This is a genomic window from Novosphingobium naphthalenivorans NBRC 102051 (genome assembly GCF_001590985.1).
In the GTDB taxonomy this organism is placed as follows: domain Bacteria; phylum Pseudomonadota; class Alphaproteobacteria; order Sphingomonadales; family Sphingomonadaceae; genus Novosphingobium; species Novosphingobium naphthalenivorans.
Window position 1 is genome coordinate 61,410 of record NZ_BCTX01000002.1, and the last position, 22,634, is coordinate 84,043.

Annotated in this window: 22 protein-coding genes; 14 read left to right on the top strand and 8 right to left on the bottom strand. The window is 65.2% G+C overall.

Annotated elements, in window-relative coordinates:
* The first annotated feature begins 96 nt into the window (after window positions 1-96).
* Entirely contained in the window at window positions 97-522 is a 426-nt protein-coding gene (locus NN5_RS01250; protein ID WP_067732235.1) for a 23S rRNA (pseudouridine(1915)-N(3))-methyltransferase RlmH, read from the top strand.
* Between the two features lie 25 nt (window positions 523-547).
* Here NN5_RS01250 and NN5_RS01255 read toward each other — a convergent pair whose 3' ends face one another.
* A complete protein-coding gene (locus NN5_RS01255; RefSeq protein ID WP_067732236.1) occupies window positions 548-1,132 on the bottom strand; it encodes a TetR/AcrR family transcriptional regulator in 585 nt (194 codons plus the stop codon).
* A gap of 3 nt (window positions 1,133-1,135) precedes the next feature.
* A complete protein-coding gene (locus tag NN5_RS01260) occupies window positions 1,136-1,600 on the bottom strand; it encodes a nuclear transport factor 2 family protein (protein WP_067732237.1) in 465 nt (154 codons plus the stop codon).
* 141 nt (window positions 1,601-1,741) lie between these two features.
* Here NN5_RS01260 and NN5_RS01265 point away from each other — a divergent pair, with 141 nt between their 5' ends.
* The 5 genes from NN5_RS01265 to NN5_RS01285 all read left to right on the top strand — a co-directional run bounded on the left by NN5_RS01265 (window position 1,742) and on the right by NN5_RS01285 (window position 6,223).
* On the top strand, window positions 1,742-2,977 hold the full coding sequence (locus NN5_RS01265; protein WP_067732238.1) for a murein hydrolase activator EnvC family protein: 1,236 nt from the start codon (window positions 1,742-1,744) through the stop codon (window positions 2,975-2,977).
* Between the two features lie 150 nt (window positions 2,978-3,127).
* Window positions 3,128-4,486 carry a S41 family peptidase gene (locus tag NN5_RS01270; protein WP_067732239.1) on the top strand — a complete coding sequence of 453 codons (1,359 nt, stop codon included), beginning with the start codon at window positions 3,128-3,130 and terminating at the stop codon, window positions 4,484-4,486.
* Window positions 4,487-4,513: 27 nt separating this feature from the next.
* The gene (locus tag NN5_RS01275) at window positions 4,514-5,002 is read left to right on the top strand and encodes a disulfide bond formation protein B (protein ID WP_067732240.1); all 489 of its coding nucleotides are present in this window, start codon (window positions 4,514-4,516) and stop codon (window positions 5,000-5,002) included.
* A complete protein-coding gene (locus NN5_RS01280) occupies window positions 4,999-5,514 on the top strand; it encodes a demethoxyubiquinone hydroxylase family protein (RefSeq protein ID WP_067732241.1) in 516 nt (171 codons plus the stop codon). Before NN5_RS01275 ends, NN5_RS01280 begins: the two co-directional genes overlap by 4 nt.
* Window positions 5,515-5,626: 112 nt before the next feature.
* Window positions 5,627-6,223, top strand: coding sequence for a hypothetical protein (locus NN5_RS01285; RefSeq protein ID WP_067732242.1), 597 nt, complete (start codon window positions 5,627-5,629; stop codon window positions 6,221-6,223).
* A gap of 250 nt (window positions 6,224-6,473) precedes the next feature.
* On the opposite strand, the gene fabI is transcribed toward NN5_RS01285, so the two are convergent.
* The 4 genes from fabI to NN5_RS01305 form a co-directional block, all read right to left on the bottom strand.
* Window positions 6,474-7,277, bottom strand: a complete 804-nt coding sequence (gene fabI / locus NN5_RS01290; protein WP_067732243.1) for an enoyl-ACP reductase FabI — start codon at window positions 7,275-7,277, stop codon at window positions 6,474-6,476.
* Window positions 7,274-8,290 (bottom strand): YihY/virulence factor BrkB family protein, encoded by a 1,017-nt coding sequence (locus tag NN5_RS01295; protein WP_067732244.1) that lies wholly within the window; start codon window positions 8,288-8,290, stop codon window positions 7,274-7,276. Before NN5_RS01295 ends, fabI begins: the two co-directional genes overlap by 4 nt.
* 55 nt (window positions 8,291-8,345) lie before the next feature.
* Window positions 8,346-9,203 (bottom strand): glyoxalase III HchA, encoded by an 858-nt coding sequence (hchA, locus tag NN5_RS01300; protein WP_067732245.1) that lies wholly within the window; start codon window positions 9,201-9,203, stop codon window positions 8,346-8,348.
* A 174-nt stretch (window positions 9,204-9,377) separates the two neighbouring features.
* Window positions 9,378-10,325, bottom strand: coding sequence for a DnaJ C-terminal domain-containing protein (locus NN5_RS01305; RefSeq protein WP_067732246.1), 948 nt, complete (start codon window positions 10,323-10,325; stop codon window positions 9,378-9,380).
* A 258-nt stretch (window positions 10,326-10,583) separates the two neighbouring features.
* On the opposite strand from NN5_RS01305, the gene pdxH reads away from it, so the two are divergent.
* From pdxH to NN5_RS01320, 3 genes are read left to right on the top strand one after another with little or no spacing between them, the layout of a single operon-like run.
* A complete protein-coding gene (gene pdxH, locus NN5_RS01310) occupies window positions 10,584-11,195 on the top strand; it encodes a pyridoxamine 5'-phosphate oxidase (protein WP_067732247.1) in 612 nt (203 codons plus the stop codon).
* 10 nt (window positions 11,196-11,205) lie between these two features.
* Window positions 11,206-12,138, top strand: a complete 933-nt coding sequence (locus tag NN5_RS01315; RefSeq protein WP_067732248.1) for a cation diffusion facilitator family transporter — start codon at window positions 11,206-11,208, stop codon at window positions 12,136-12,138.
* 8 nt (window positions 12,139-12,146) lie between these two features.
* A complete protein-coding gene (locus NN5_RS01320) occupies window positions 12,147-12,815 on the top strand; it encodes a hypothetical protein (protein ID WP_245656126.1) in 669 nt (222 codons plus the stop codon).
* Window positions 12,816-12,825: 10 nt separating this feature from the next.
* Here NN5_RS01320 and NN5_RS01325 read toward each other — a convergent pair whose 3' ends face one another.
* Complete coding sequence (locus NN5_RS01325) at window positions 12,826-13,974, bottom strand: serine hydrolase domain-containing protein (protein WP_067732249.1); 1,149 nt, start codon at window positions 13,972-13,974, stop codon at window positions 12,826-12,828.
* Window positions 13,975-14,006: 32 nt separating this feature from the next.
* Between NN5_RS01325 and NN5_RS01330 the strand changes: the two genes are divergently transcribed.
* Together NN5_RS01330 and NN5_RS01335 are read left to right on the top strand one after the other, a co-directional pair.
* Complete coding sequence (locus tag NN5_RS01330; RefSeq protein ID WP_174523862.1) at window positions 14,007-14,402, top strand: hypothetical protein; 396 nt, start codon at window positions 14,007-14,009, stop codon at window positions 14,400-14,402.
* Window positions 14,403-14,801: 399 nt separating this feature from the next.
* Window positions 14,802-15,695: an SPFH domain-containing protein gene (locus NN5_RS01335; protein ID WP_084384660.1), complete on the top strand. Its 894-nt coding sequence runs from the start codon at window positions 14,802-14,804 to the stop codon at window positions 15,693-15,695.
* Between the two features lie 7 nt (window positions 15,696-15,702).
* Here NN5_RS01335 and mnmA read toward each other — a convergent pair whose 3' ends face one another.
* A complete protein-coding gene (gene mnmA, locus NN5_RS01340) occupies window positions 15,703-16,860 on the bottom strand; it encodes a tRNA 2-thiouridine(34) synthase MnmA (protein ID WP_067732251.1) in 1,158 nt (385 codons plus the stop codon).
* A 489-nt stretch (window positions 16,861-17,349) separates the two neighbouring features.
* Here mnmA and sciP point away from each other — a divergent pair, with 489 nt between their 5' ends.
* The 3 genes from sciP (at window position 17,350) to NN5_RS01355 (ending at window position 22,586) form a co-directional block, all read left to right on the top strand.
* Window positions 17,350-17,649 (top strand): CtrA inhibitor SciP, encoded by a 300-nt coding sequence (sciP, locus tag NN5_RS01345; protein WP_067732252.1) that lies wholly within the window; start codon window positions 17,350-17,352, stop codon window positions 17,647-17,649.
* Between the two features lie 295 nt (window positions 17,650-17,944).
* Entirely contained in the window at window positions 17,945-19,144 is a 1,200-nt protein-coding gene (locus tag NN5_RS01350; protein WP_067732253.1) for an efflux RND transporter periplasmic adaptor subunit, read from the top strand.
* A 7-nt stretch (window positions 19,145-19,151) separates the two neighbouring features.
* Window positions 19,152-22,586 carry an efflux RND transporter permease subunit gene (locus NN5_RS01355; protein WP_067732254.1) on the top strand — a complete coding sequence of 1,145 codons (3,435 nt, stop codon included), beginning with the start codon at window positions 19,152-19,154 and terminating at the stop codon, window positions 22,584-22,586.
* Window positions 22,587-22,634 lie beyond the last annotated feature (48 nt).

A 22,634-nucleotide genomic window follows, 5' to 3' on the forward strand; every position in this document is an offset into this window, starting at 1 on the left:
GCGCACGGTTGACAGAACAGCCCGGCCCGGAAGCGGCCGGGCAGAGCGAGAGGACATCCGCGCAAAAGGCGCCTAGCCGTTCTGCGTGCTCCTGACATGCTGCTGCACATCATCGCCCGCGGAAAGATCGCCCGCTCGCCCGAGGCAGAACTGCTGGACCGCTATGCCAAGCGGATCACCTGGCCGTTCAGGCACAGCGAATTGCCTGACACCGGTGGCAAAGTGCCACCGCCTTCGCAGACGCCGTTTCGCGAAGTGCTGCTGGACGAGCGCGGCAAGGCCATGACCAGCGAGGAATTCGCGGCCCTGCTCGGCCGCTGGCGCGATGAAGGCGTGCGCGAATGCCGCTTCCTGATCGGCGCTGCCGACGGCCATGGCGATGAAGCCCGCGCCAGGGCCGATCACTTGCTCTGCTTCGGCAAGATGACCTGGCCGCATCTTCTGGCCCGCGCGATGCTGGCCGAACAGCTCTGGCGCGCGACGGCGATTCTGGCGGGGCATCCCTATCACCGGTCGGGGTGAGGGCAGCGAAACCGCGCTGCGGCGTTTACTCCGGGCTTTTGAGCGATGTCACGGCTTCGGTCAGACATGCCTCATGATGCCCCACTATCCGCAGAAATGCCGCGGTGTCATCGAGGGCTCGCGATAGCACTATGGCTCCCTGAATGCCGGCTACGGCGTCTTCGGCCAGATGTTTCGCCCGGTTTTCCGGAACGCCAGCCCTTTCGAGACAAGCCGACAAGACACCTATCCACCGCGTGAAATAGGCGCTGACCTGTCTGGTGAAAGGGTCGCGGGACGATCCCAGTCCCAGCGCGCCGACGAGGCATACCTTTTCGCCTGAGCGGAAATAGTGCACCACGTCGCGGAACATGGCGGCGATCGCCGGGACCGGATTTGCCACCTGTTCCAGACGGGAGAAGATCGCGGTTTCGAACCAGCCATCGATGTCGGCCAGCACGCAAGCCATCATCTCTTCCTTTCCGCCCGGAAAGAAGTTGTAGAGGCTGCCCTTGCCCAGCCCCGTGGCGCTGGCAATCAGCGAAAGGCTGGCACCTTCATAGCCATGTTCGCGAAAGACCTCGGCCAGCGCCGGAATCACGTTTCCGGGATTCGTCCTCTTGCGCGCCACGCCCTAGAGACCGAGTTCGGTGAGCGAGGCGTGCCCGTCCGGGCGAGGGCCAAGCGGCCAGTGAAACAGCCGTTCGCTTTCGGCAATCGGCCGGTCGTTGATCGAGGCGATGCGGCGGGCCATCAGTCCGGCATCGTCGAACTCCCAGTTCTCGTTGCCGTAGGACCGATACCAGTTCGCGCTGTCGTCGCGCCATTCGTAGGCAAAGCGCACGGCGATACGGTTGCCGCTTTGCGCCCAGACTTCCTTGATCAGCCGGTAGTCCAGCTCGCGGTCCCACTTGCGCGTGAGGAAAGCGATGATCTGCTCGCGTCCGGTCAGAAACTCTCCGCGATTTCTCCACACGCTGCCGGCCGTATAGGCCAGCGCCACTTTCCCGGGATCGCGGCTGTTCCATGCATCTTCGGCCATCCTCGCTTTTTGCGCTGCGGTTTCCGGCGTGAAGGGCGGAAAGGGGGGACGGGACATGACAAGGCTCCAGTGATGGCGATTCTTGTACCGATCGGTACAATCTGTCTGAGCGTGGTGTCAATGGCGGTTGGCGAGTCACGTCCATCGGCGGCGTCTTCCCTCTTCCCGCGGGACTCCAGCTGGCCTAGTGAATCGCCTGTGAAGCCTGCCGCCCGCCTTTCCCTGATCCTCGCTGCCTGTGCCGCCGCTGTGCTGGCGACGCAGGCGATGACGCAGCAGGGGGCGCTGGCGGTGCTCGATCCCACCGCCGATGCCAGCAAGGCGCAGGAAGACATGCTCGCGGCCCGCCGCGAAGGCGAGGCCGCGCGCAAGCGGGCCGAGAAGCTGGAAGCGCGCGCCAAAGCCGTGACCGAACAGGCCGAGAAGACCGCGCGCGAAGCGGCGGCGGTGGCCGCGCGCATTCAGGAAACCGAGGCTGCGGTGGCGGCGCAGAAGGCGAAGATCCAGCTGATTTCCTCGCAGCGCGCCGAGCTGCGCGCCGCGCTGGCCGCGCAGCAGGTGCCGCTCGCCCGGCTGACCGGTTCGCTCCAGCGGCTCTCGCGGCGGCCGCCGCTCCTGGCGCTGCTGCGGCCGGGATCGGTGCGCGATGCCGTTTACATGCGGGCGCTGCTCGATACCGTGCTGCCCGAAGTGCAGGCGCGCACGGCGGACTTGCGCGCCGAGATCGAACGCGGGCATGCGCTGGAGCGCAGCGCGCAGGCCGCGGCGGCGGATCTGGGCGAGAGCGAGAACCAGATGCGCGCGCGCCGCCAGCAGCTTGCCTCGATCGAAGCGAGCCAGCGCCTTGCCAGCCGGCAGGTCGCCGGAATTGCCGCGCGCGAGAGCGATCGGGCGCTGGCACTGGCGGAAAAGGCGCGCGATCTGGGCGAACTGGTCGAGGAAATGGGCAAGCAGGGCGAGCTGCGCGATCAGCTCGCCGCGCTGCCGGGCCCGATCATGCGCCCGCCGCGCCCGGAAGATGCGCAAGTCGTCGAGGCCTCGCAGTTCACCCCTCCGCCCGAAGGCCTGCCGAGCTACATGCTTCCGGTCACTGGCCGCCTGGTCACGGGATTCGGCGAAGCGGCGCCGGGGCAGGCGCGATCGGGCGGACTGGTTCTGGCGCCGCGCGCCAATGCGCAAGTGGTCTCGCCTGCCCCGGGCCGCGTGGCTTTTGCCGGACCCTATCGCGGCTATGACCGCATCGTCATCGTCGAACATGAAGGCGGCTGGACCTCGCTCGTTACCGGGCTGGCGCGGCTCGACGTGGCGGTGGGGGACAAAGTCGTCGCCGGATCGCCGATCGGCATGACCGGCCCCGGCACGCCGCAAGTGATCGTGGAACTGCGCCGTGACGGCGAGCCCGTTAATCCCCTGCAATATATCCGTTCGCTATAAGGCGGCATCCGGTTTCCTCCCGGCCTGCGTCAAACTGTCCGGCTCCAGCCGCTGGCGTTTGTGGTAAAGGGCGGGTAGGATCGGCTTCGAAAACCCCACCGGCCGGGCCTGCCCGGTGCCGGACGTGAAGAACGAGAGGCATATCGCCCGATGAAATTCGCACCTCTGATGCGCGCCGCGCTGCTGGTGTCTGCCGTTGCCGTGCTTCCCGCCGCGACCTCCGGGCTTGCCGCGGTCGATGGCCGCGCCAACCATGAGTTCGACAAGCTTTTCACCATCTACGAGCTGGTGAAGGCGAACTATGTCGATCCGGTCGATGACGACAAGCTGCTCAAGGGCGCGATCGACGGGATGCTGGCCAGCCTCGACCCGCATTCGAACTATCTCGACGGCCCCTCGCTGCAGCGGCTGGAGACGATGATCGACGGCAAGTACACCGGCCTCGGCCTCTCGGTGGTCGAGGATGACGGCGCGGTGAAGATCATCTCGCCGTTCAAGGGCAGCCCGGCGGAGAAGGCCGGCCTCAAGGCGGGCGACTACATCACTCACCTCGACGGCGTGCTCTATTATGATCGCGATCTTGATGAGGCGGTGGAGAAGATGCGCGGGCCTGCGGGCACGTCGATCAAGCTGACGATCTACCGCCCCGGCCGCGACGAGCCGTTCGACGTGACTGTGACGCGCGGCGTGATCGAGCTCAAGCCCGTGACCTGGGAGCTCAAGGACGATATCGGCGTGATCAGCGTCAACGAGTTCTCGCGCGATGTCGGCAATTACGTGAACAACGCCATTGCCGACCTCAAGAAGCAGGCCGCGCTCAAGGGCGCGGGCAAGCTGAACGGGCTGGTGCTCGACTTGCGCTCGAACCCGGGCGGTTCGCTCGACGAGGCAGTGGCGCTGTCCGACCTGTTCCTCGATCATGGCGATATCGTCTCGCAGCGTGGGCGCCTCGCCAGCGAGAACCAGTTCTACCGCGCCGAAACCGTGTTCAAGGGGGATGCCGCGCGCGGGCTGCCGATCATCGTGCTGGTCGATGCCGGATCGGCCTCGGCTTCCGAGATCGTCGCCGGGGCGCTGCAGGACCAGCACCGCGCGGTCATCATGGGCCAGCGCACTTTCGGCAAGGGCTCGGTGCAGTCGTTCATCCAGCTCGACAAGGACAGCGCGGTGAAGCTGACGACCGCGCGTTACTATACGCCTTCGGGCCACTCGGTGCAGGAAGGCGGCATCGTGCCCGACATCAAGGTGCCGCAGCTCTCCGATCCGGATGCGCGCGCGCGGGCCGAGCGGGCCGTGCGCGAGTCCGATCTGCGCGGCCACCTGATCAACGATTCGGCGCTGCAGGACAAGGATCTGGAAACCGACAGCAAGGATGATCCGCGCTTCAAGATCTCCGCAGAGGAGCTGAAGAAGGAAGGGATCACAGACTTCCAGCTCCACTACGCGATCGCCACGCTGGAGCGCACCGCGGGCAAGCCGGCGCTTGCCGCAGCCAAGACCGCGGACTGACGGCCAGAGCGGCGAGGACACAAGGACATGACCGTACCTGTTGATGCCTCCCTGCGCCTGGCCCGGTGGCTGGTGCTGCTGATCCCGGCGGCGGCGCTGGGCGGGGCCTATCTTTCGCAATACGGCTTCGGGCTGGTGCCCTGCGAGATGTGCTGGTGGCAGCGCTATCCGCACATGTTCGCGCTGGTCTTCGCGGCGCTGGCGTTCTTCTGGAGCCCGGTGCGCCCGCTGGTTGCCGTGGCGGCGCTGGGCATCCTCACCTCCGGGCTGATCGGCGCCTTTCATGCCGGTGTCGAATATGGCTGGTGGGAAGGGGTGACGGCCTGCACCGCCAGCCCCTTCGCGAAAGGCGGCGATCCGCTGGAGGCGATCATGAATGCCCCGGTCATCCGCTGCGATCAGGTGCAGTGGAGCCTGTTCGGAATCTCGCTGGCAGGCTGGAACTTTATCTTCTCGACAGCCGGTGCGCTGGCGGCCTTCGGACTGCTGACGCTCGGCGGAAAGGCGAAAGCATGACTTCTTCCCGCAGCGCGCGGATGTTGCGCGTCGATCAGGCCGGAGAATACGGCGCGACCCGCATCTATGCCGGGCAAATGGCGGTGATGGGCAACCGCGCCCCGCATTCGACCGAGGTTGCCGGGATGGCGGCGCAGGAAGAGGATCACCGCGCGCGCTTCGACGCCATGATCGCTGAGCGCGGTGTGCGGCCGACGCTGTTGCAGCCGGTATGGTCGGTGGCGGGTTTCGCGCTGGGCGCGGCGACGGCGCTGATCGGTCCCGAAGCGGCGATGGCCTGCACCGCCGCGATCGAAACCGAGATCGACCGGCACTATACCGAACAGCTTGAAGAGCTGGACGGCGACGATCCGGAACTGGGCGCGGCGATCCGCGAGTTCCGCGACGATGAGCGCGAGCATCGCGACGCGGCGCTGGCGGCGGGCGCGGAACGGGCCCCGGCCTATCCGCTGCTGTTCAATGCGATCCGCCTTGGCTGCCGTGCCGCGATCAAGCTGTCGGAACGCATCTGAATTTTCCCCGCTTGTTGTTCTGGCGCAAGGCTGGCACCAGCGCTTCAGCTACCGTTCAACGGCGCACGCTCCTATAGTGCGCCTCAAACCTGATCTGATTGGAGCCCCCGGAATGTCTCGCCTCCTGACCGCCGTTGCCGCTGCCGCTTTCGGCCTGACTCTGGCGTCCATGCCTGCCGCCGCGCAGGACGAGGACCTTTCCAGCCCCGGCGGCGAGAAGGTCAATCAGCTCATCGTCTATGGCGACGATCCCTGCCCGAAGTCGAGCCAGGGCGAGATCACCGTCTGCGCCCGCAAGCCGGAGGAAGAGCGCTATCGCATTCCCAAGCCGCTGCGCGGTATCGACTCGCCCAAGTCCCAGTCCTGGACCAACAAGGTTCAAGCTTACGAGACGGTTGGCGCTGCTGGCACGTTGAGCTGTTCGCCGGTGGGCCCGGGCGGATCGTTGGGCTGCACCCAGCGCCTTATCGATCAGGCCTATGCCGAAAAGAAGAACGGTTCGGACGTCAAGTTCAGCGAACTGATCCAGGCCGAACGCGAAAAGCGTCTTTCGACCATTGATGCCAAGGCCGCCACCGAGCAGGTGGAGGTCGAAAAGGAGGAAAAGGCCTACTTCGACGCGCAGAAGAAGCAGAAGGCCGAACAGGAAGCCGCCGAGGACGCCAGTGGCAAGGCGACCGTGGAAGCGCCGGTGCAGGAGCCGAAGTAATACCATGGCTCGTTGATTAGAACTCCGTCCCGTTCTCTCGTCATTGCGAGCCCGAAGGGTGAAGCAATCCAGGGCGGTTTGCGCCGGCACTGGATTGCCGCGTCGGCTTCGCCTCCTCGCAATGACGAAGCAAAGGGACGCGAGTCATCAACAGCAAGCTTTGGTATAAGGCTCCGAGACACTCGCTTCAGCACAACAAAAAAGGCCGGAAGTTTCCTTCCGGCCTTTTGCATTTTCCTGTGCCGATCGATCAGCCCAAAGCGATGTCCGGGGCGTCTTCCTGCTTCATGCCGACGGTGTGATAGCCGGCATCGACATGATGCGTTTCGCCGGTCACGCCCGAGGACAGGTCCGAGAGGAAATAGAGCCCGGCGCCGCCGACATCCTCGATCGTGACGTTGCGGCGCAGCGGCGAGTTCAGCTCGTTCCACTTGAGGATGTAGCGGAAGTCGCCGATGCCGCTTGCGGCCAGGGTCTTGATCGGGCCGGCCGAGATCGCGTTGACGCGGACGCCGTCAGGGCCGCAGTCGTTGGCGAGGTACTTCACCGACGACTCCAGAGCCGCCTTGGCCACGCCCATCACGTTGTAGTGCGGCACGACCTTTTCGGCGCCGTAGTACGTCAGCGTCAGGATCGAGCCGCCGTTCGGCATCATCGGCATGGCCCGCTTGGTGACGGCGACCAGGCTGTAGGCCGAAATGTTCATCGTCATCAGGAAGTTGTCGAGCGTGGTGTCGTAGAACTTGCCGCGCAGCTGGGTCTTGTCCGAATAGCCGATGGCATGGACGATGAAGTCGATCGTCGGCCAGCGTTCGGCCAGTGTGGCAAAAGCGGTGTCGAGCGCTTCCATCGAGGAAACGTCGCAATCGATCAGGAAATCGCTGCCCAGACTTTCGGCGAGCGGCCGCACGCGCTTTTCCAGCGCATCACCCTGATAGGAAAAGGCCATTTCGGCCCCCTGTTCGTGCAGCTTCTGGGCGATACCCCAAGCCAGGGACTTGTCGTTGGCGAGGCCCATGATCAAGCCGCGTTTACCCTGCATCAAACCGGTCATTCGTGTTCTTCCCGTGTTTCGTTCTCATTCGGCCCTAAGGCCGCTGTGGACCGCCCGAACATGTCCCTCTCTTCAGGCGATTCCGCGAGCGCCGCATTCAGCTCGGCGCCCACGACCATCCCTAAGCCTACCAGCCAGAAAAAGAAAAGTGCGATCATCACTCCGGCGAGGCTTCCGTAGGTCAGATCGTAGACGAAAAAATTGCGCAGCACCTTTGGCAGCGCGAAGGCGACCAGCAGCCACCACCCGGTTACAAGCGCCGCGCCCGGCCATTTCGGATAGATCCGTTTCTGGTATTCCGCCGGGGTCAGCAGGTAGAACAGCATATAGATCGAGCCGAACAGGGCCCCGGCGCTGATCATGCTGGAAACGGCGATCTGGTCGGAAAGCGTGTCGAACTGCGGGAACAGGGCGAAGATGATCGTCTGCATTGCCGCGATCAGCACTTGCGAGGACAGCGAGATCAGCAGCAGCAGCACCGCGCCGAAGATCAGGCCGGTGGAAAACAGCCGGTAGCGCCAGAAGCGCTGCCGCTTGCTGGTGCCGTAGGCGCGGTGGAGGATGTCGCGGATGGTCTCGATCAGGCTGGTCGCGGTCCATAGCCCGAACAGGCCGCCGATCCACAGCAGCCAGCCGTGCCGCGCCGCCACAACATCATGCGCGACCGGGCCGAGCACCTCGGCCACGCGCGGTGGCATGGCCCGCAGGACCGCATCGATCGAGGCGCTGAGCCGCGCTTTCTCGCCGATCGCCGAAAAGATGGCGGCCAGCGCGATGAAAAAGGGGAACAGCGCCAGCAGCGTCATGTAGGCGAGGTTGCCGGCGTGGATGAACCCGTCCTTCCAGGCCCCGCCTGCAACCCGGGTGATGACGGCGAAGACGCGCGAGCCCGGCCCGGCATGGCGCTTGATTCGCTGGCGCAGGCCTTCGCGCTGCAGCAGCGCCTCGCGCCGCCGTCCCTCGGGCGAAAGGTCCGGCGGACCGGCGGGCTTTATCGGCGGATCGGCGTGCACGGGCCGGTCATAGGCGCTGGAAGCGATGTGTTCAATTTTGCGCGCAGAAAGGCCGTCAGGTTTCGCTCGCGACCTCTTCGAGAAGTGCTGTCGCTGCAAGTTTCCCCAGCGCATTGGCCGCGAGCGGGCTGTCGCCGGTCAGCATCTTGCGATCCCGCAGGGTCTGTCCGGAAATGCCTTCGTTGACGATCTCGAAACCGATCGCTTTCAGTTTCTCGCCGAACTTCCAGGTGAGATGGCCCGGCATATAGCCGACCGCCGGGGTCTGATCGTCGATCGCATCGGGGAAAGCGCAAATCCGGTAGCCCCGATAAATGCCGGAGTCTTCCAGCGCCAGGAAGGCGGCGGGGCCATGGCAGAGCGAGATCACGAACTTGTCCCGGGCTTGCGCCCATTCGAGAACGGCTTTGACTTCCTTGCTTTCGGGAAGGCCGATCAGCGCGCCGTGGCCGCCCGGAATGAAGACAGCCACGTAGTCCGAATCATCGAGCCCGTCCCCGATCACGTCGGCGAGCTTGAGCGGGGTTTTGAATGCCTCGCGATATTTGGCGAAAAATGCATTCACTTCGGTGTCTTGCGAGGGCATCGCCCAGTATTCCAGCTTCACCGGATTGCCGGATAGCGTCGCCACGTCGATGGCGAAGCCAGCTTTGTCCAGGTGATACATCGGCAGCAGAGTTTCCAGCGGATGATTGCCGGTGGAGAACATCGTGCCGTTGCCGGTCAGCAAATACCGCTCGTCGGCGCCGATCATCAGGACCTTGAGTTTGCCGGTGTAAGGGTGGGGATATTCGGCCCCGCCAAGATCCGATACCGGCGCGGTGAACTGGCTCAGCGAATAGGGCGACGGGAAGAACGCGTTGTCTTCCGCCGGATCCGGCGTTGGGCGCATATCCTGGCTTTGCTGATCCATAAACTGTTCTCCGTGACATGGCGGGCATCGTTGCCAAGGTACAAAAGGGCAGGGCCTGCCTCCACGGCAACGCGCCCGCTACGAGCGGCAGGTCCGGTGCTGCGTAAGATCCTACACCGCGGCCCCGCCATATTCATGGCCGGATATGATACTGGCAGGGATGAGCCGCTTGGCTCAGATCCCCAGCTTGCCGCGCACGTCGCGGGTATCCTTCCAGCCTTCCAGGCGCTGGACCAGGTCTGCGTCATGGTCGGGCAGGACGATCTCCAGCGAGATCAGCTGGTCGCCGCGCGAGCCGTCCTTGCGGCTCATGCCCCGGCCCTTGAGCCGCAGCACCTTGCCAGAGCTGGAACCGGCCGGAACCGAAAGCATGACTGCGCCCGAGGCCGTGGGCGCCTTGACCTTGGCGCCGTTCAGCGCCTCGTCGAGCGTGACCGGCAGGTCGAGCCGCAGATCGTCGCCATCCTGCTTGAAGAACGCGTGCGGCTGGATCTGGATCGTGATCAGCGCATCGCCGGGACCGCCGGGGCCGGGCTCGCCCTTGCCGGTCAGCCGCATCTGGGTGCCGTCCTCGACGCCTGCGGGCAGCTTGAGGTCGATGGTCTTGCCGTCCGAGAGGGTGATGCGCTGGTCCTTGCGCTCGGCCGCATCGGTCAGCGGGACGGAAAGGCGGTAGCTGACATTGGCGCCGCGCGGGGCTGCCCGGCCCCGGCCCCCCATGCCGCCACCCATGCCACCGGGACCGCGGGCCCCGGCGCCGCCGAAAATGCCGCCGAACAGGTCTTCGAGGTCGATCCCCTCGTTGCCGCCGAAGCCGCCTGAGAACCCGCGCTGGCCGCCACCGCCGCCAAAACCGGCGCCGTAGCTGCCGCCGCCGCCGCCGAACGGCATGGTCGGATTCCCGTCGGCATCGATCTCGCCGCGGTCGAACTGCGCCCGCTTGGCCTTGTCGGAAAGCAGGTCATAGGCGCGGGTCACGTCGGAAAAGCGCTCCGCCGCCTTGGGATTGTCCTTGTTGGTATCGGGATGGAGTTCCTTCGCGAGCTTGCGATAGGCGGATTTGATCTCCTTCTCGCTTGCGCCGCGCGAAACGCCAAGGGTGGTATAAGGATCTGCTGCCATAGTGGTGCTTAGCTAGGTGTCCGCGCCGCTTGCGGCAAGTTGTGTGTGCGAGTCTGCTTTCCTACATGGACCCTGATTGGTATCCCTGCACTATGTCTTTCGAGGTGCGCGTGAATTGTCCCGGATCAAGGCGCCGCTTGGCGGTTCGGGCCAAGGGCGCGATCCTCTTGCCTTTTTGCCCCGGTTTCGCCTTTTACCTCAGGCCCCCCTCTTACCGCAGGACAGTGTCAACTGTGTCAACCGCATCAGGAAATCGCCATGGAAACTGAACTCGCGCGCGAAGTCGTCCCGCACGGCGATCCGTTCGACCTCTTCAAGGTCTGGTACGACGAGGCCCGGACCACCGAGCTGAACGATTCCAATGCCATGGCACTGGCAACGGCAACGCCGGACGGCGCTCCTTCGGTGCGCATGGTGCTGCTCAAGGGCTATGGGCCGGAAGGTTTCGTGTTCTACACCAACGGCCATTCGCGCAAGGGCCGCGAGATTGCCGCGAATCCGAATGTCGCGCTGCTGTTCCACTGGAAGAGCCTGCGCCGCCAGATTCGCATCGAGGGTCATCTGCAGCCGGTGACGTCCGAAGAGGCCGACGCCTATTTCCATTCGCGCGCGCGCGATTCGCAGATCGGCGCGGTGGCGTCCGACCAGTCGGCCCCGCTCGATTGCCGCGAGACGTTCCTGGCCCGGTACGAGGAAGCGCGCGACCGGTTCGAGGGCAAGGAGGTCGATCGGCCGGGCCACTGGGGCGGCTATCGCGTCGTGCCTGCGGCGATCGAGTTCTGGCACGACCGGCCTCACCGCCTGCACGAACGGCGCCGCTTCATGCGCGATTCGGACGGCGGCTGGTCCAGCACGCTGCTTTATCCGTGAGCGGCGCGGCATGACCGAACACGCCCATCTCAACCGCAGTGCGGCGCTAGCCAGCATCACCGCGGCGTCGCTGCTGCTGGGCATCAAGGGCTGGGCCGCATGGTCGACCGGCTCGACGGCGATGCTCGGCAGCCTTGCCGATACCGCGCTCGATCTCGTCGCCAGCCTTGCGACCCTGCTCGGCGTGTGGATCGCGGCGCAGCCGGCGGACGACAAGCATCGCTTTGGCCACGGCAAGGCGGAGGCGATCTCGGCGCTGTTCCAGATCGTGCTGATTTCCATCTCGGCGCTGGGCATTGCCAGCCGCGCCGTGGAACAGTTCCTGTCCGGCCACCGCGTCGAGGCGGCGGCGGAAGGCATCGGCGTGTCGGTGGCGGCGATCGTGGTGACGTTCGTGCTGCTGGCCTGGCAGCGCCATGTCATCCGCAAGACCGGCAGCCTGGCGATCACCACCGACAACGTCCACTACCAGTCGGACCTGCTGCTCAACCTCGCCGTGATCGCCGCGCTGGCGCTGGACCAGTACGCCGGGATCAAGGGCGCCGACCCGCTGTTCGGCCTGGGCATCGCGGCGTGGCTCGGCTGGGGCGCATGGGGCGCGTCGAAACAGGTGCTCGACCAGCTCATGGACCATGAGTGGCCCGCCGAGAAGAAAGAGCGCTTCCTGCAGGTTCTGGCCCGCTACCCGAACATCAGCGGCGTGCATGACTTGCGCACGCGCACGTCGGGCCACAAGGACTTCGTGCAGTTCCACATCTGGGTCGATCCCAAGATGACCGTGCGGCAGGCACACCGGGTGATGGACGACATCGAAGCCCGGATCCATGCCGAGTTCCCCGGCGTCGAAGTGCTGATTCACACCGACCCGGACGGGCTGGTCGATGAACGGGGCAATGCCGGCAAGAACGTGCTGCCGCCGCTTCATGTAGGGACAGTGGAATAGGAGAAAGAGTGTCCGAAGAAACTCCCGGATTGGCGACGGTGAAGCCCTATCTTGTGTCTTCCGCGCGATCCTATGCGATTGTTGTCGCGATCGCGTTTCTTGTGGGTCTCGTGAATGCCTTTAACGAAGGATTGGGCATCTTTCTTCTGCTGTGCGGCCTGCCATTTCTAACGATTCTACTGCTGACCTTTCTCATCGTATGGTTTGTTCGTGGTGTGCGCTTGGCCAAGCAATACGAGCGTTTTTGGGTTAAAGCGGTCGGGGTGTTAGCAAGCCCGGTGCTGCTGGCAGCTGCAATGTTTCTTGTCTGGCCATCATTGATCGTTGGGGGACGTTTGGGAGATCTCGCGAGATTGGCGCTCAACCAGCGACACTATGAGGCCATTATTGCCAAAGCGAGAAGGGATCATAAAGCTTCTTGGTACGAAGAAGATGGTGGTGTCACGTACTCCGTGGATCTGGGGCCGCCGATTCGCGTGGCTTTCAATCCAGCGGGAATGCTGGATAATTGGTCGGGCATCATTTTCGACCCCACAGGCGTGGTGATGACAGCGGACGGTTTCGATCCCGTCACGGGAAAATTTCGTGCGCCTGAGGCTGTCACTAAGCTGTTTGGTGGAGATCTCGTCAGTTGCCGCCATCTTTGGGGCAGCTATTATTCCTGCGCATTCACCTGACTTGGCGGTCCTAGGGCTTCCCGCCGGGAAACAGCGTCAGCAGCTCGCCCAGCCGTCGGTGCAGCACGCGCTGCTGGGCGGTATCGCTCTCTCCCAGCCGCACCACGGTGAGGAGCTGATCGGGAGAGCCGATCACATATTGCCCGTATTCCCCCATGCAGGCGAAGAGATTGGCGGGCAGCACATTGGGATAGAGCCGCGCGCCGTCGCCCGGCGGCGCCTTGTTGAGCCAGACGCCCGCGCCGTAGCCCTGGTTGCGCGGGCTCGGGGTCAGCATGAACTGGACCCAGCGCCGTGGCAGGATCTGCGCGCCTTTTACCGAGCCGGTGCGGCGCAGGAACTCGCCCAGCTTGGCCCAGTCGCGGGCATTGGCGTGGATCATGCCCGCGCCGATCATGGTGCCGGCCCGGTCGTAGCCGACCAGCGTCGAGGTCATGCCGATCGGGCCGAGCACGCGGTTCTTCAGGTAGTCGTTCACGGCCTGGCGGCGGCGGCCGGGGTCGTGGTCGGGCGCCAGGACGCGCGCGGCAAGGTCCGAGAGGATCACGGCGGTGGCCGAGGAATTCTCGAAGACCCGGCCCGCCGGCGCCTCCAGCGGCTGGGCTTCGGCATAGGCCGCCATGTCGTCGCGCCCGTCGAGGAACAGCATTCTCACGCGGTCGGATTCGGTGTTCTCGCCGCCTTCGCCGATTACGGCGTTCTCTTCATGGCGCAGGCCCGAGCGCATCTGCAGCAACTGCTTGAGCGTGATGACCCCGCGCGGGTCGCCGGGGCGCTGCCAGTCGGGCACCGGGGCCGATTCGTTGAGGCGCAGACGGCCGTCGCTGACGAGCTGGCCGATCATCAGCGTGGTGACGCACTGGCCCATGCTCCAGCCCGGCAGGCGCGTTTTCGCGCCGACGCCCTCGGCATAGCGCTCGGCGATCACGGAACCGCGCTTCATGATGACCAAGGCTTCGGTCTTGCCCACGCCGGCATCGTCGAACAGCGCATCGATGGCGCGGGCCAGCGGGATCTGCGGGGCGCCGCCGTCGTCCCGGATCGCGGCGATCGCGGCGTTGCTGGGCGGGGGCGGGCCATCGGGCGCGGACTGTCCACAGCCCCACAGGGTTGGCAGCACGAGCAGGGCGAGGATATGGGGAAGGCGGCGCACCGGCATGACGCGCGGTGTGATGTGCGAGGCGCGTGCGAATGGCAACACCCGGAAAATGGCCGATGGGGGACAAACAGGCCGCGCCCTACCGCACGCGCCAGCCCTCGCGCTGGCTGCGCAACCTGATTCTGCTGGTGATCGTGGCGGCTCTGGCGATTCTCGGCTGGCGCTGGAACAGCCTGCGCGAAGAGGCGCTGGTGGGGGCTGCCTATGGCGCGCGGGTGGGCTGCGTGTGCCGCTACGTCTCGCAGCGTCCGCTCAAGAGCTGCGAGGGCGATCTCAAGATGGCGGGGCTGGGCCGCGTGGCCGGGCTCGTCTCGCTGTCCGACGATCCGGAAACGAAGACGGTCCGCGCCGGAGTGCCGCTGCTGGCGCACCAGAGCGCCACGTTCGACGAGAAGACCGGCTGCCAGCTCGAACCCTGGGACGAGTGACGGGCGCTCCGTCCGCCGCCGCTTTGCCAAAATCGGCGGTCCTGCATCCGGTTTTTCTTGTGCGGGGGGTGGGGGCTGGTAAATTCCCCCCTGTCGAAACGGCAAGGCATGCATCGGGCATGCAAAGGAGCAGGTGTAACGGCGTTCTGGCTTGAGCTTTAGGTCCGGTGCGTAAGGGCATGAGCCCTTCTGCACGACGTGATTTTGGCTGTTGCTTTCGTCGTCTTGCGCCTGCGCGGTGCCCTTTCGGGCTTTCCACGCATCCCTCGACCCCGAAATCCACCCAGCAATGATGTGCCTTCATCGTAAGGCCGGACCCGGCTGTCCGCCGGACGCCTGTTCGCGTGCCGCCCGTCGGCAACGGCAGGGGAGCGGTTCTTCCCCGAGTGGAGAATGGAAATGAGCTATCTCGACAGTGACTATCCGCGCCGGGGCGCGCTGTCCCGGCTGGGCCGGGCTGTGCGCAGCTTTCCCGGGCGGGCCGGATGGGTGGCCGGACTGGTGGCCGTGGGGCTGCTGGCCTCGACCTCGCTGGCGCGCGTGGAGCCGGGCAACGTCGGCATCCGGGTGAACAACATCGCGGGCGGCGTCTCGCCGGATTCGCTGGGCGTGGGCTGGTATCTCGCGCCGCCGGGAACGCATATCTACGAGTATCCGGTGTTCACGCGCACCTATACCTGGACGGCCAGCACTACCGAGCAGAGCCCGATCGACGAGAGCTTCACCTTTCAGGACAAGAACGGGCTGTCGCTCTCGGCCGATGTCGCGGTGAGCTATCATGTCGATCCCGCGCGCGCGGCGATCCTGTTCCAGCGCTACCGGGCGGACATGGACCAGATCATCGCGGGCCCGCTGCGCAATGCGATCCGCAACGCGATCGTTGAGCGCGCGGCCCAACTCGGGGTCGAGCAGATCTATGGCGATCACAAGGCCGAACTGATCCAGACTGCGCAGAAGCGGGTGGAGGCGTTTTTCGCGCCGGTCGGGCTGCAGGTGGAGCAGATCTATTGGGCGGGCAATATCGTCGTGCCCCGGCAAGTGCTCGAACAGATCAATGCGAAGATCGCCAACGAGCAGGCGGCGCTGGCCGCGCAGGCCAATGTCGCGACCGCCAAGGCCGATGCAGAGGCGCGTGTCGCCAAGGCGCAGGGCGATGCCCAGGCGATCCAGGTCGAGGCGGAAGCGATCCGCACGAACCCGGAGATCGTGAAGATGCGCGCGGTCGAAAAATGGGACGGCAAGCTGCCAAATTACAATGGCGGCGGGCCGGTGCCGTTTCTCGGCGTGCAGTGATCTGCGGTTACAGGGCGGCGGATGCGGTCTCTTCGATCCAGCCGCCGCCGACCACGCGCTCTCCGGCGTAGATCACCGCTGCCTGGCCGGGGGCGACGCCGTATTCGGGCTGGGCGAAGCGGATCGTAGCCTCCGCGCCATCGCCCAGCGGGCCTTCGAGCGTGACCGGCACCGGCTTGGCCAGCGAACGGACTTTGGCCGTCAGCGGCGCATCAGGGACGGGGCCGATACGGTTGGTCTCGACGATCCGGGCCGAGGCGGTGGCCAGCAGGCGGCGCGGGCCGGCGATGACGCGGCGCGTTTCCGCATCGATGCGGGTGACATAGAGCGGTTCGGGCTGGCCGCCGATCTCCAGGCCGCGGCGCTGGCCGACGGTATAGTGGATCACGCCGCGATGGGTGCCGAGCACTTCGCCGGTTTCGGCGTGGACGATCTCGCCCGGCGCTTCGCCTTCGGGCCGCACCGAGCGCACTACTTTGGCATAGTCGCCATCGGGCACGAAGCAGATGTCCTGACTGTCGGGCTTGTCCGCCACGCGCAGGCCAGCCAGTTCCGCAAGGTGGCGGGTTTCGGTCTTGGGCAGTCCACCCAGCGGAAAGCGCAGGAAATCGAGCTGCTCTTCGGTGGTGCCGTAGAGGAAATAGCTCTGGTCGCGGGCCGGATCGGCGGCGCGGTGCAGTTCAGGCCCGGCCGGCCCCATCACCCGGCGCACGTAGTGGCCGGTGGCGAGGCAGTCGGCGCCCAGCTCGCGGGCCATGGCGAGGAGATCGGTGAACTTGGGCCCCATGTTGCAGCGGATGCAGGGGATCGGGGTGCGGCCGGCGAGGTAATCGTCGGCAAAGCGTTCCACCACGTCCTCGCGAAAGCTGCTCTCGTGGTCGAAGACATAATGCGCGATGCCGAGGCGGTCGGCGACGGCGCGGGCATCGCGGATATCGTCGCCCGCGCAGCAGGCGCCCTTGCGGCCGGTGGCGGCGCCATAGTCATAGAGTTGCAGCGTCACGCCGATCACTTCCGCGCCGCTCGCAGCGGCCAGCGCGGCGACGACCGAGCTGTCGACGCCGCCCGACATGGCAACGACGATGCGGCGTTCCGCAAGCGGCTCGGGCAGTTGCCACAATTTAACCGGATCAAGACCGGCAGGCAGGCTAAACGGGAGGCTCATGAGGTGCCCCATACAGCCGACAGCGCCGCTTTCCTACCACAGAACGGCACTTGTGCGGAGGGCGGGAAAGTTAACGATTGCATTAAGCTTGGTCAAAGAAGCGTAACGGTGTCCTTTACCGTCCTTTGACCAAGTGCGGGTTATAGGCAGCGTCATGGATATCGCTCATGACCACAAAACCTGCATAACAGGGCATCCGCAAGGTCGCGCGGGTGATGCGTTAACGGAATTCCACTTACCGCTCGATTGGCAGGACCTGCGTTCGCGCCTGTTCGCGGCGCATGAAGTCCGTACCGTTTTGACGCGGGACGCAAGGCCTCTGCGGCTTAGGCTGCGCGGCAGCTTCGACGGCTGCGCCGCTTCCGTGCTGACTACATATGAGGATGTATCAAGATCCGTTAACCTAACTGCTTCAGTCTATTGCAAGCCTGGTGAGGCCAAAATCTCTCCTGTTGCCGGCATAAGCAGCACCGGCGGACGAGGGTAAAGATGATCGAGAACCAGAAAATCCGTCCTGCTCAGGTGATCGGGCCTCTCGGTGAGCCGCTGACCCTGGACACACTGCCCCCGCCCAACACGACCCGCTGGGTCGTGCGCCGCAAGGCCGAAGTCGTGGCTGCCGTCAACGGCGGGCTGCTCTCGATCGACGAAGTCTGCGAACGCTATCAGCTGACGCTGGAGGAATTCGCGTCATGGCAGCGTGCGGTCGATCGCTCCGGCATGCAGGGGCTGCGTGTGACCCGAATTCAACACTATCGCGATCTTTACGAGCGCCAGCAGAAATACTGAAACGCCCATTTGAGGCGAAAGGGATGCGACAGACGGCGGCGAAATCGATTTCGCCGCCGTTTTTCTGCCATTTTGTGTAATAAACAGAATGCCCGGTGCGCCCTGCCGGCAACGAAGTCGTTCGTCGATGCCAATCCGCCCCAAACCGAGTGTGCGTTGCCACTCTCAGGCTGCCCGTATATGGCTGTAGATATAGGTTTAGGCCTGCAAGTGGTCCGTGCCGTACTGGCCGGTCTTCTTGCAGCGAATAAGGTCACGAGGCCCGCCGGGCGGTAGTGATTGGCGCGGTGACTTGATGAACTACGATACCAAGATCGAAATGACGGATGAGGATATGGTCGAAGCTGTTGGCAATCCGCTGGCGGATGACTTCGATCAGGATCGCACATCAAGCCGGAAGATCTGGATTATTGTGCTGATCGCGGTTGCCGCGATTATCGGCATCTGGTTCCTCCTGCATCGCGGCGGCGAAGGGGCGGACGCGGATGCGGTCGGCGAACAGGTTCCGGTGGTGACTGTCGTCGCACCGGGCAAGACGACGGTCGCCGGCGAGATCAACGCCACCGGCACTCTGGCTGCCCGCCGGGAAATGCCGGTCGGTTCCGTGGGCGAGGGCGGCGAAGTCCGCTCCGTTCTCGTCGAGCCCGGAGACTGGGTGAACAAGGGGCAGGTGCTGGCCGTGGTCGACCGTTCGGTGCAGACCCAGCAGCAGGCCAGCCAGGCCGCGCAGGTCAGCGTGGCGCAGGCCGATGCGCGGCTGGCGCAGGCCAATCTCGATCGCGCGCTCAAGCTGGTGGACCGCGGCTTCATCTCGACGGCCGATGTCGACCGGCTGACGGCGACCCGCGACGCGGCGGTGGCGCGGGTCAAGGTGGCGCAGGCGACCTTGCGCCAGTTGCAGGCCCAGGCCGCGCGCCTCAACATCGTTGCGCCCGAGCCCGGCCTCGTGCTGACGCGCAATGTCGAGCCCGGACAAGTCGTCGGCGGCGGCACGGGCGTGCTCTTCAGTATTGCCAAGGACGGGCAGATGGAATTGCTGGCCGACCTGAGCGAGGACGATCTCGCCTCCATTTCGGTCGGCGTTCCGGCCAAAGTGACGCCGGTCGGATCGGGCAAGAGCTTTACCGGTCAGGTCTGGCAGATTTCCCCGGTCATCGACCAGAAGACCCGCCAGGGCACGGCGCGCATCGCGCTGGGCTATGACCGGACGCTGCGTCCCGGCGGCTTTGCCAGTGCCACGATCGACAGCGGCGCGGTGGTGGCTCCGATGCTGCCGGAATCGGCGATCCAGAACGATACCGCGGGCTCCTTCGTCTATGTCGTCGATGCCAAGGGCCGGGTGCATCGCACGTCGGTGAAGACCGGGCTGGTGACGGCCAAGGGCATTGCCATCACTTCCGGCCTGACCGGCCAGGAGAAAGTCGTGCTGCGCGCGGGCGGGTTCCTCAACGATGGCGACAAGGTGAAATCCAAGCTCGTCGCCAGCGACACGTGAGGCGCGCATGAGCCTGCGCAACATTTCCGCCTGGTCGATCCGCAACCCGATCGTCCCCATCGTCTTCTTCATCGGCGTGATGATCGCCGGGCTTGTCTCGTTCAGCCGGATGGACGTGAACAACATGCCCGACGTCCAGTTTCCGGGCGTGCTCGTGCGCGTTTCGCAGCCGGGCGCGGCACCGACCGAGATCGAGACGCAGGTTACCCAGAAGATCGAGGCCGCGGCGCGCTCGGTCCCCGGGGTGGAGGAGATCCAGTCCACCGCGTCGGAAGGCAGTTCGACGACGCTGGTGTTCTTCTCGGTCGGCAGCAATGTCGATGTCGATACCAACCAGGTCAAGAACGCGGTGGACCAGATCCGCAGCGACCTGCCCGACGGTATTCTCGAACCGCAAGTGGCCAAGGTGGAATCGAGCGGTGGCGATCTGGCCCATTTCGCGGTCAGCGCCGACGACATGACGATGGAGCAGCTCAGCTGGTTCATCGACGATACGATCAGCAAGTCGCTGCTGTCGGTCGAGGGTCTGGCCGAAGTGGACCGCAATGGCGGCGTCGATCGCGAGATCCGCGTGGTCGTCGATCCCGAGCGCATGAACGCGCTGGGCGTTACCGCGCGCGACGTCAACAATGCGCTGCGCCTCGTCAATACCGATGCTGCAGGCGGGCAGGCGGAAATCGCCGGATCGCGCCAGTCGGTGCGCGTGCTGGGCAATGCCGATACCGCTTACGACCTGTCGCAGACGCGGATCAATCTGGGCAACGGGCGCCAGATCAAGCTGTCGGATATCGCCAATGTCTATGATGGCTATTCCGAGCAGACCCGGATCGCCAAGCTGAACGGGCGCCAGGTCGTCACGTTCAGCTTCCGCCGCGCGCTCGGCGCATCGGACGTCGCGGTTTACGACGGCGCGATGGAGAAGCTGAACCGGATCAAGAAAGACAATCCGAACATCCACATCACCCAGCTGTTCGCGCCGGTCGATTACACGAAGGAACAGTACAGCAGCTCGATGGAGGCGCTGGTCGAAGGGGCGGTGCTGGCGATCGTGATCGTCTATCTGTTCCTGCGCGACTGGCGGGCCACTTTCATTGCCGCGATCGCCATCCCGCTTTCGGCCATTCCCACGTTCTGGTTCATGGACATGCTCGGCTTCACGCTGAACTTCCTGTCCCTGCTGGCGCTCAGTCTGGTGGCGGGCGTGCTGGTCGATGACGCGATCGTGGAGATCGAGAATATCGTGCGCCACATGCGCATGGGCAAAAGCGCCTACCAGGCCTCGATCGACGCGGCCGACGAGATCGGGCTGGCCGTGGTGGCCACCACCTTCTCGATCGTCGCGGTGTTCCTGCCGGTGGGCCTGATGCCCGGCATTCCGGGCCAGTTCTTCAAGGCTTTCGGCCTGACGGTGGTGGTTGCGGTGCTGATGAGCCTTGCCGTCGCGCGCCTTATCACGCCGATGGTTGCGGCCTATTTCCTCAAGGCCCACGGCCATGCCGAACATGGCGGCGGCAAGGCCATGGACCTGTACATGAAACTCCTCGCCTGGACGCTCGATTCCAGCGAGGCGCACCGCCGCAAGGCTGCACTGGTCAAGGCTCCGGCGCGCGGCTGGTACTATCTCGTGGCCAGCCTGCTCGTCATGCTGGTGCTGGCCGGCGGGCTGGGGCTGGCCGGGGTGATCTTCTACGCCACGCAAAAGGGGCTGGAAGGGCTCGGGCTGGACAAGGCGGCTTTCGTGCTTGCCGCGGCGCTGGCGCCTTTCGGCATTCCCGGCGCGATGTTCCTGCTGGGCACGCTGTTCAAGGCAGCGGCCGGGCTGGCGGGCGGTTTCGGCCACTGGTATCGCTACTTTTCCGACCGCATCGCGGCGCGGATGCACGATCACCGCTTCTATGCCTTCTGCGCGGGCATCTATGCGCTGGTGGTCACGTTCGCGCTGCTGGCCGGGCTGCCGCAGCAGTTCCAGCCCAATACCAACGACGATTTCAGCCAGGTCAACATCGAGATGGTGCCGGGAAGCACGATCGAGCAGACCGATGCGGTCGCCAGCCGGGTGACGCAGATGGTCGAGGCCCAGCCGGAAGTCGTGCGCGTCCTGCAGGCCAGCCGGGAAAGCGGCGGCTCGCTGTATATCGCGCTCAAGCCCGCGCATGAGCGCAAGGCGACCTCCGTCGAGTTCGAGCGCCGCCTGGCGCCCCGGCTGCAGCAGATTCCCGATGCCCGCGTCACTTTCGCCTCGCAATCCGGCGGTTTCGGCAGCGGGCGCGATATCTCGGTCATGCTTTCGGGCAGCGACAGCGAACTGCTGAACAAGACGGCCCAGACGCTGGTGGAGCAGATGCGCACCATTCCCGGCGTCGTGGCCCCGCGTATCGCCGCCGACCTGCAGCGCCCCGAACTGGTCATCGTGCCCCGTCTCGATCTTGCCGCGCAGCTGGGCGTAACCACGGCCTCGCTGAGCCAGACGATCCGCATCGCCACTCTGGGCGAGATCGACCAGAACGCGGCGAAGTTCTCGCTGAGCGACCGGCAGGTGCCGATCCGCGTGATCCTTGCCCGCTCCTCGCGCCGGGATTTCTCCACGATCGAGAACCTGCCCGTGCCCACCGCCAGCGGCGGCTCGGTTCCGCTCAAGCGCGTGGCGGAAATCCGCTTCGGCGCCGGGCCCACCCAGATCCAGCGCTATAACCAGGCGCGGCGTATCTTCGTGGGCGCGGACCTGGGCGAAGGGCAGGTCAAGGGCCCGGTGATGGAGCAGATCCAGAACCTGCCGATCATGAAGAACCTGCCCACGGGCGTGTCCAATGCCCCGGTGGGCGAGGACAAGTGGCAGGCCGAGATGGTGCAGAGCTTCTTCATCGCGGTGGTCAGCGGCATTTTCCTCGTCTTCGCGGTGCTGGTGCTGCTCTACAAGCGCTTCGTCTCGCCCTTGGTGAACATGGCCTCGCTGCTGCTGGCGCCGCTGGGCGGGCTGCTGGCGCTGACCATCATGGGGCAGCCGATCTCCATGCCGGTCTATATCGGCATCCTGATGCTGCTGGGCATCGTTGCCAAGAACTCGATCCTGTTGATCGACTTCGCGATCGAGGAAATGGGCAAGGGGGTCGACAAGCTCCACGCCATCATGGACGCCGGGCACAAGCGCGCGCAGCCGATCATCATGACTACCGTGGCCATGACCGCGGGCATGGTGCCCACGGCGCTCTCGCTGTCGGGTGACGGCGCCTTCCGTGCGCCGATGGGCCTGACGGTGATCGGCGGCCTGCTGCTTTCGACCATGCTCACACTGGTCATCGTGCCGGCCGCTTTCAGCCTTGCCGACGGCTTCGAGAAGCGGATCGGTCCGCGCCTGCGCAAGGCGCTGCTGACCTTTGAGCCCCATCACGCCGAAGAGGCGCATCGCGGCCGTCATGGCGGCGATGCGTTCCCGGCGGAGTAACGGGAAGGACGCCATTGCCGCCAGCCCGGCGCACAGGGACCGCGAAAT

Coding starts and splice junctions, on each gene's coding strand:
- hchA (WP_067732245.1), bottom strand. CDS start 9,203: ATGGATCAGCAAAGCCAGGATATGCGCCCAACGCCGGATCCGGCGGAA.
- NN5_RS01330 (WP_174523862.1), top strand. CDS start 14,007: ATGGCAACACCCGGAAAATGGCCGATGGGGGACAAACAGGCCGCGCCC.
- NN5_RS01325 (WP_067732249.1), bottom strand. CDS start 13,974: ATGCCGGTGCGCCGCCTTCCCCATATCCTCGCCCTGCTCGTGCTGCCA.
- NN5_RS01270 (WP_067732239.1), top strand. CDS start 3,128: ATGAAATTCGCACCTCTGATGCGCGCCGCGCTGCTGGTGTCTGCCGTT.
- NN5_RS01260 (WP_067732237.1), bottom strand. CDS start 1,600: ATGTCCCGTCCCCCCTTTCCGCCCTTCACGCCGGAAACCGCAGCGCAA.
- NN5_RS01250 (WP_067732235.1), top strand. CDS start 97: ATGCTGCTGCACATCATCGCCCGCGGAAAGATCGCCCGCTCGCCCGAG.
- fabI (WP_067732243.1), bottom strand. CDS start 7,277: ATGACCGGTTTGATGCAGGGTAAACGCGGCTTGATCATGGGCCTCGCC.
- pdxH (WP_067732247.1), top strand. CDS start 10,584: ATGGAAACTGAACTCGCGCGCGAAGTCGTCCCGCACGGCGATCCGTTC.
- NN5_RS01275 (WP_067732240.1), top strand. CDS start 4,514: ATGACCGTACCTGTTGATGCCTCCCTGCGCCTGGCCCGGTGGCTGGTG.
- NN5_RS01315 (WP_067732248.1), top strand. CDS start 11,206: ATGACCGAACACGCCCATCTCAACCGCAGTGCGGCGCTAGCCAGCATC.
- NN5_RS01285 (WP_067732242.1), top strand. CDS start 5,627: ATGTCTCGCCTCCTGACCGCCGTTGCCGCTGCCGCTTTCGGCCTGACT.
- NN5_RS01355 (WP_067732254.1), top strand. CDS start 19,152: ATGAGCCTGCGCAACATTTCCGCCTGGTCGATCCGCAACCCGATCGTC.
- NN5_RS01350 (WP_067732253.1), top strand. CDS start 17,945: ATGAACTACGATACCAAGATCGAAATGACGGATGAGGATATGGTCGAA.
- sciP (WP_067732252.1), top strand. CDS start 17,350: ATGATCGAGAACCAGAAAATCCGTCCTGCTCAGGTGATCGGGCCTCTC.
- NN5_RS01280 (WP_067732241.1), top strand. CDS start 4,999: ATGACTTCTTCCCGCAGCGCGCGGATGTTGCGCGTCGATCAGGCCGGA.
- NN5_RS01335 (WP_084384660.1), top strand. CDS start 14,802: ATGAGCTATCTCGACAGTGACTATCCGCGCCGGGGCGCGCTGTCCCGG.
- mnmA (WP_067732251.1), bottom strand. CDS start 16,860: ATGAGCCTCCCGTTTAGCCTGCCTGCCGGTCTTGATCCGGTTAAATTG.
- NN5_RS01305 (WP_067732246.1), bottom strand. CDS start 10,325: ATGGCAGCAGATCCTTATACCACCCTTGGCGTTTCGCGCGGCGCAAGC.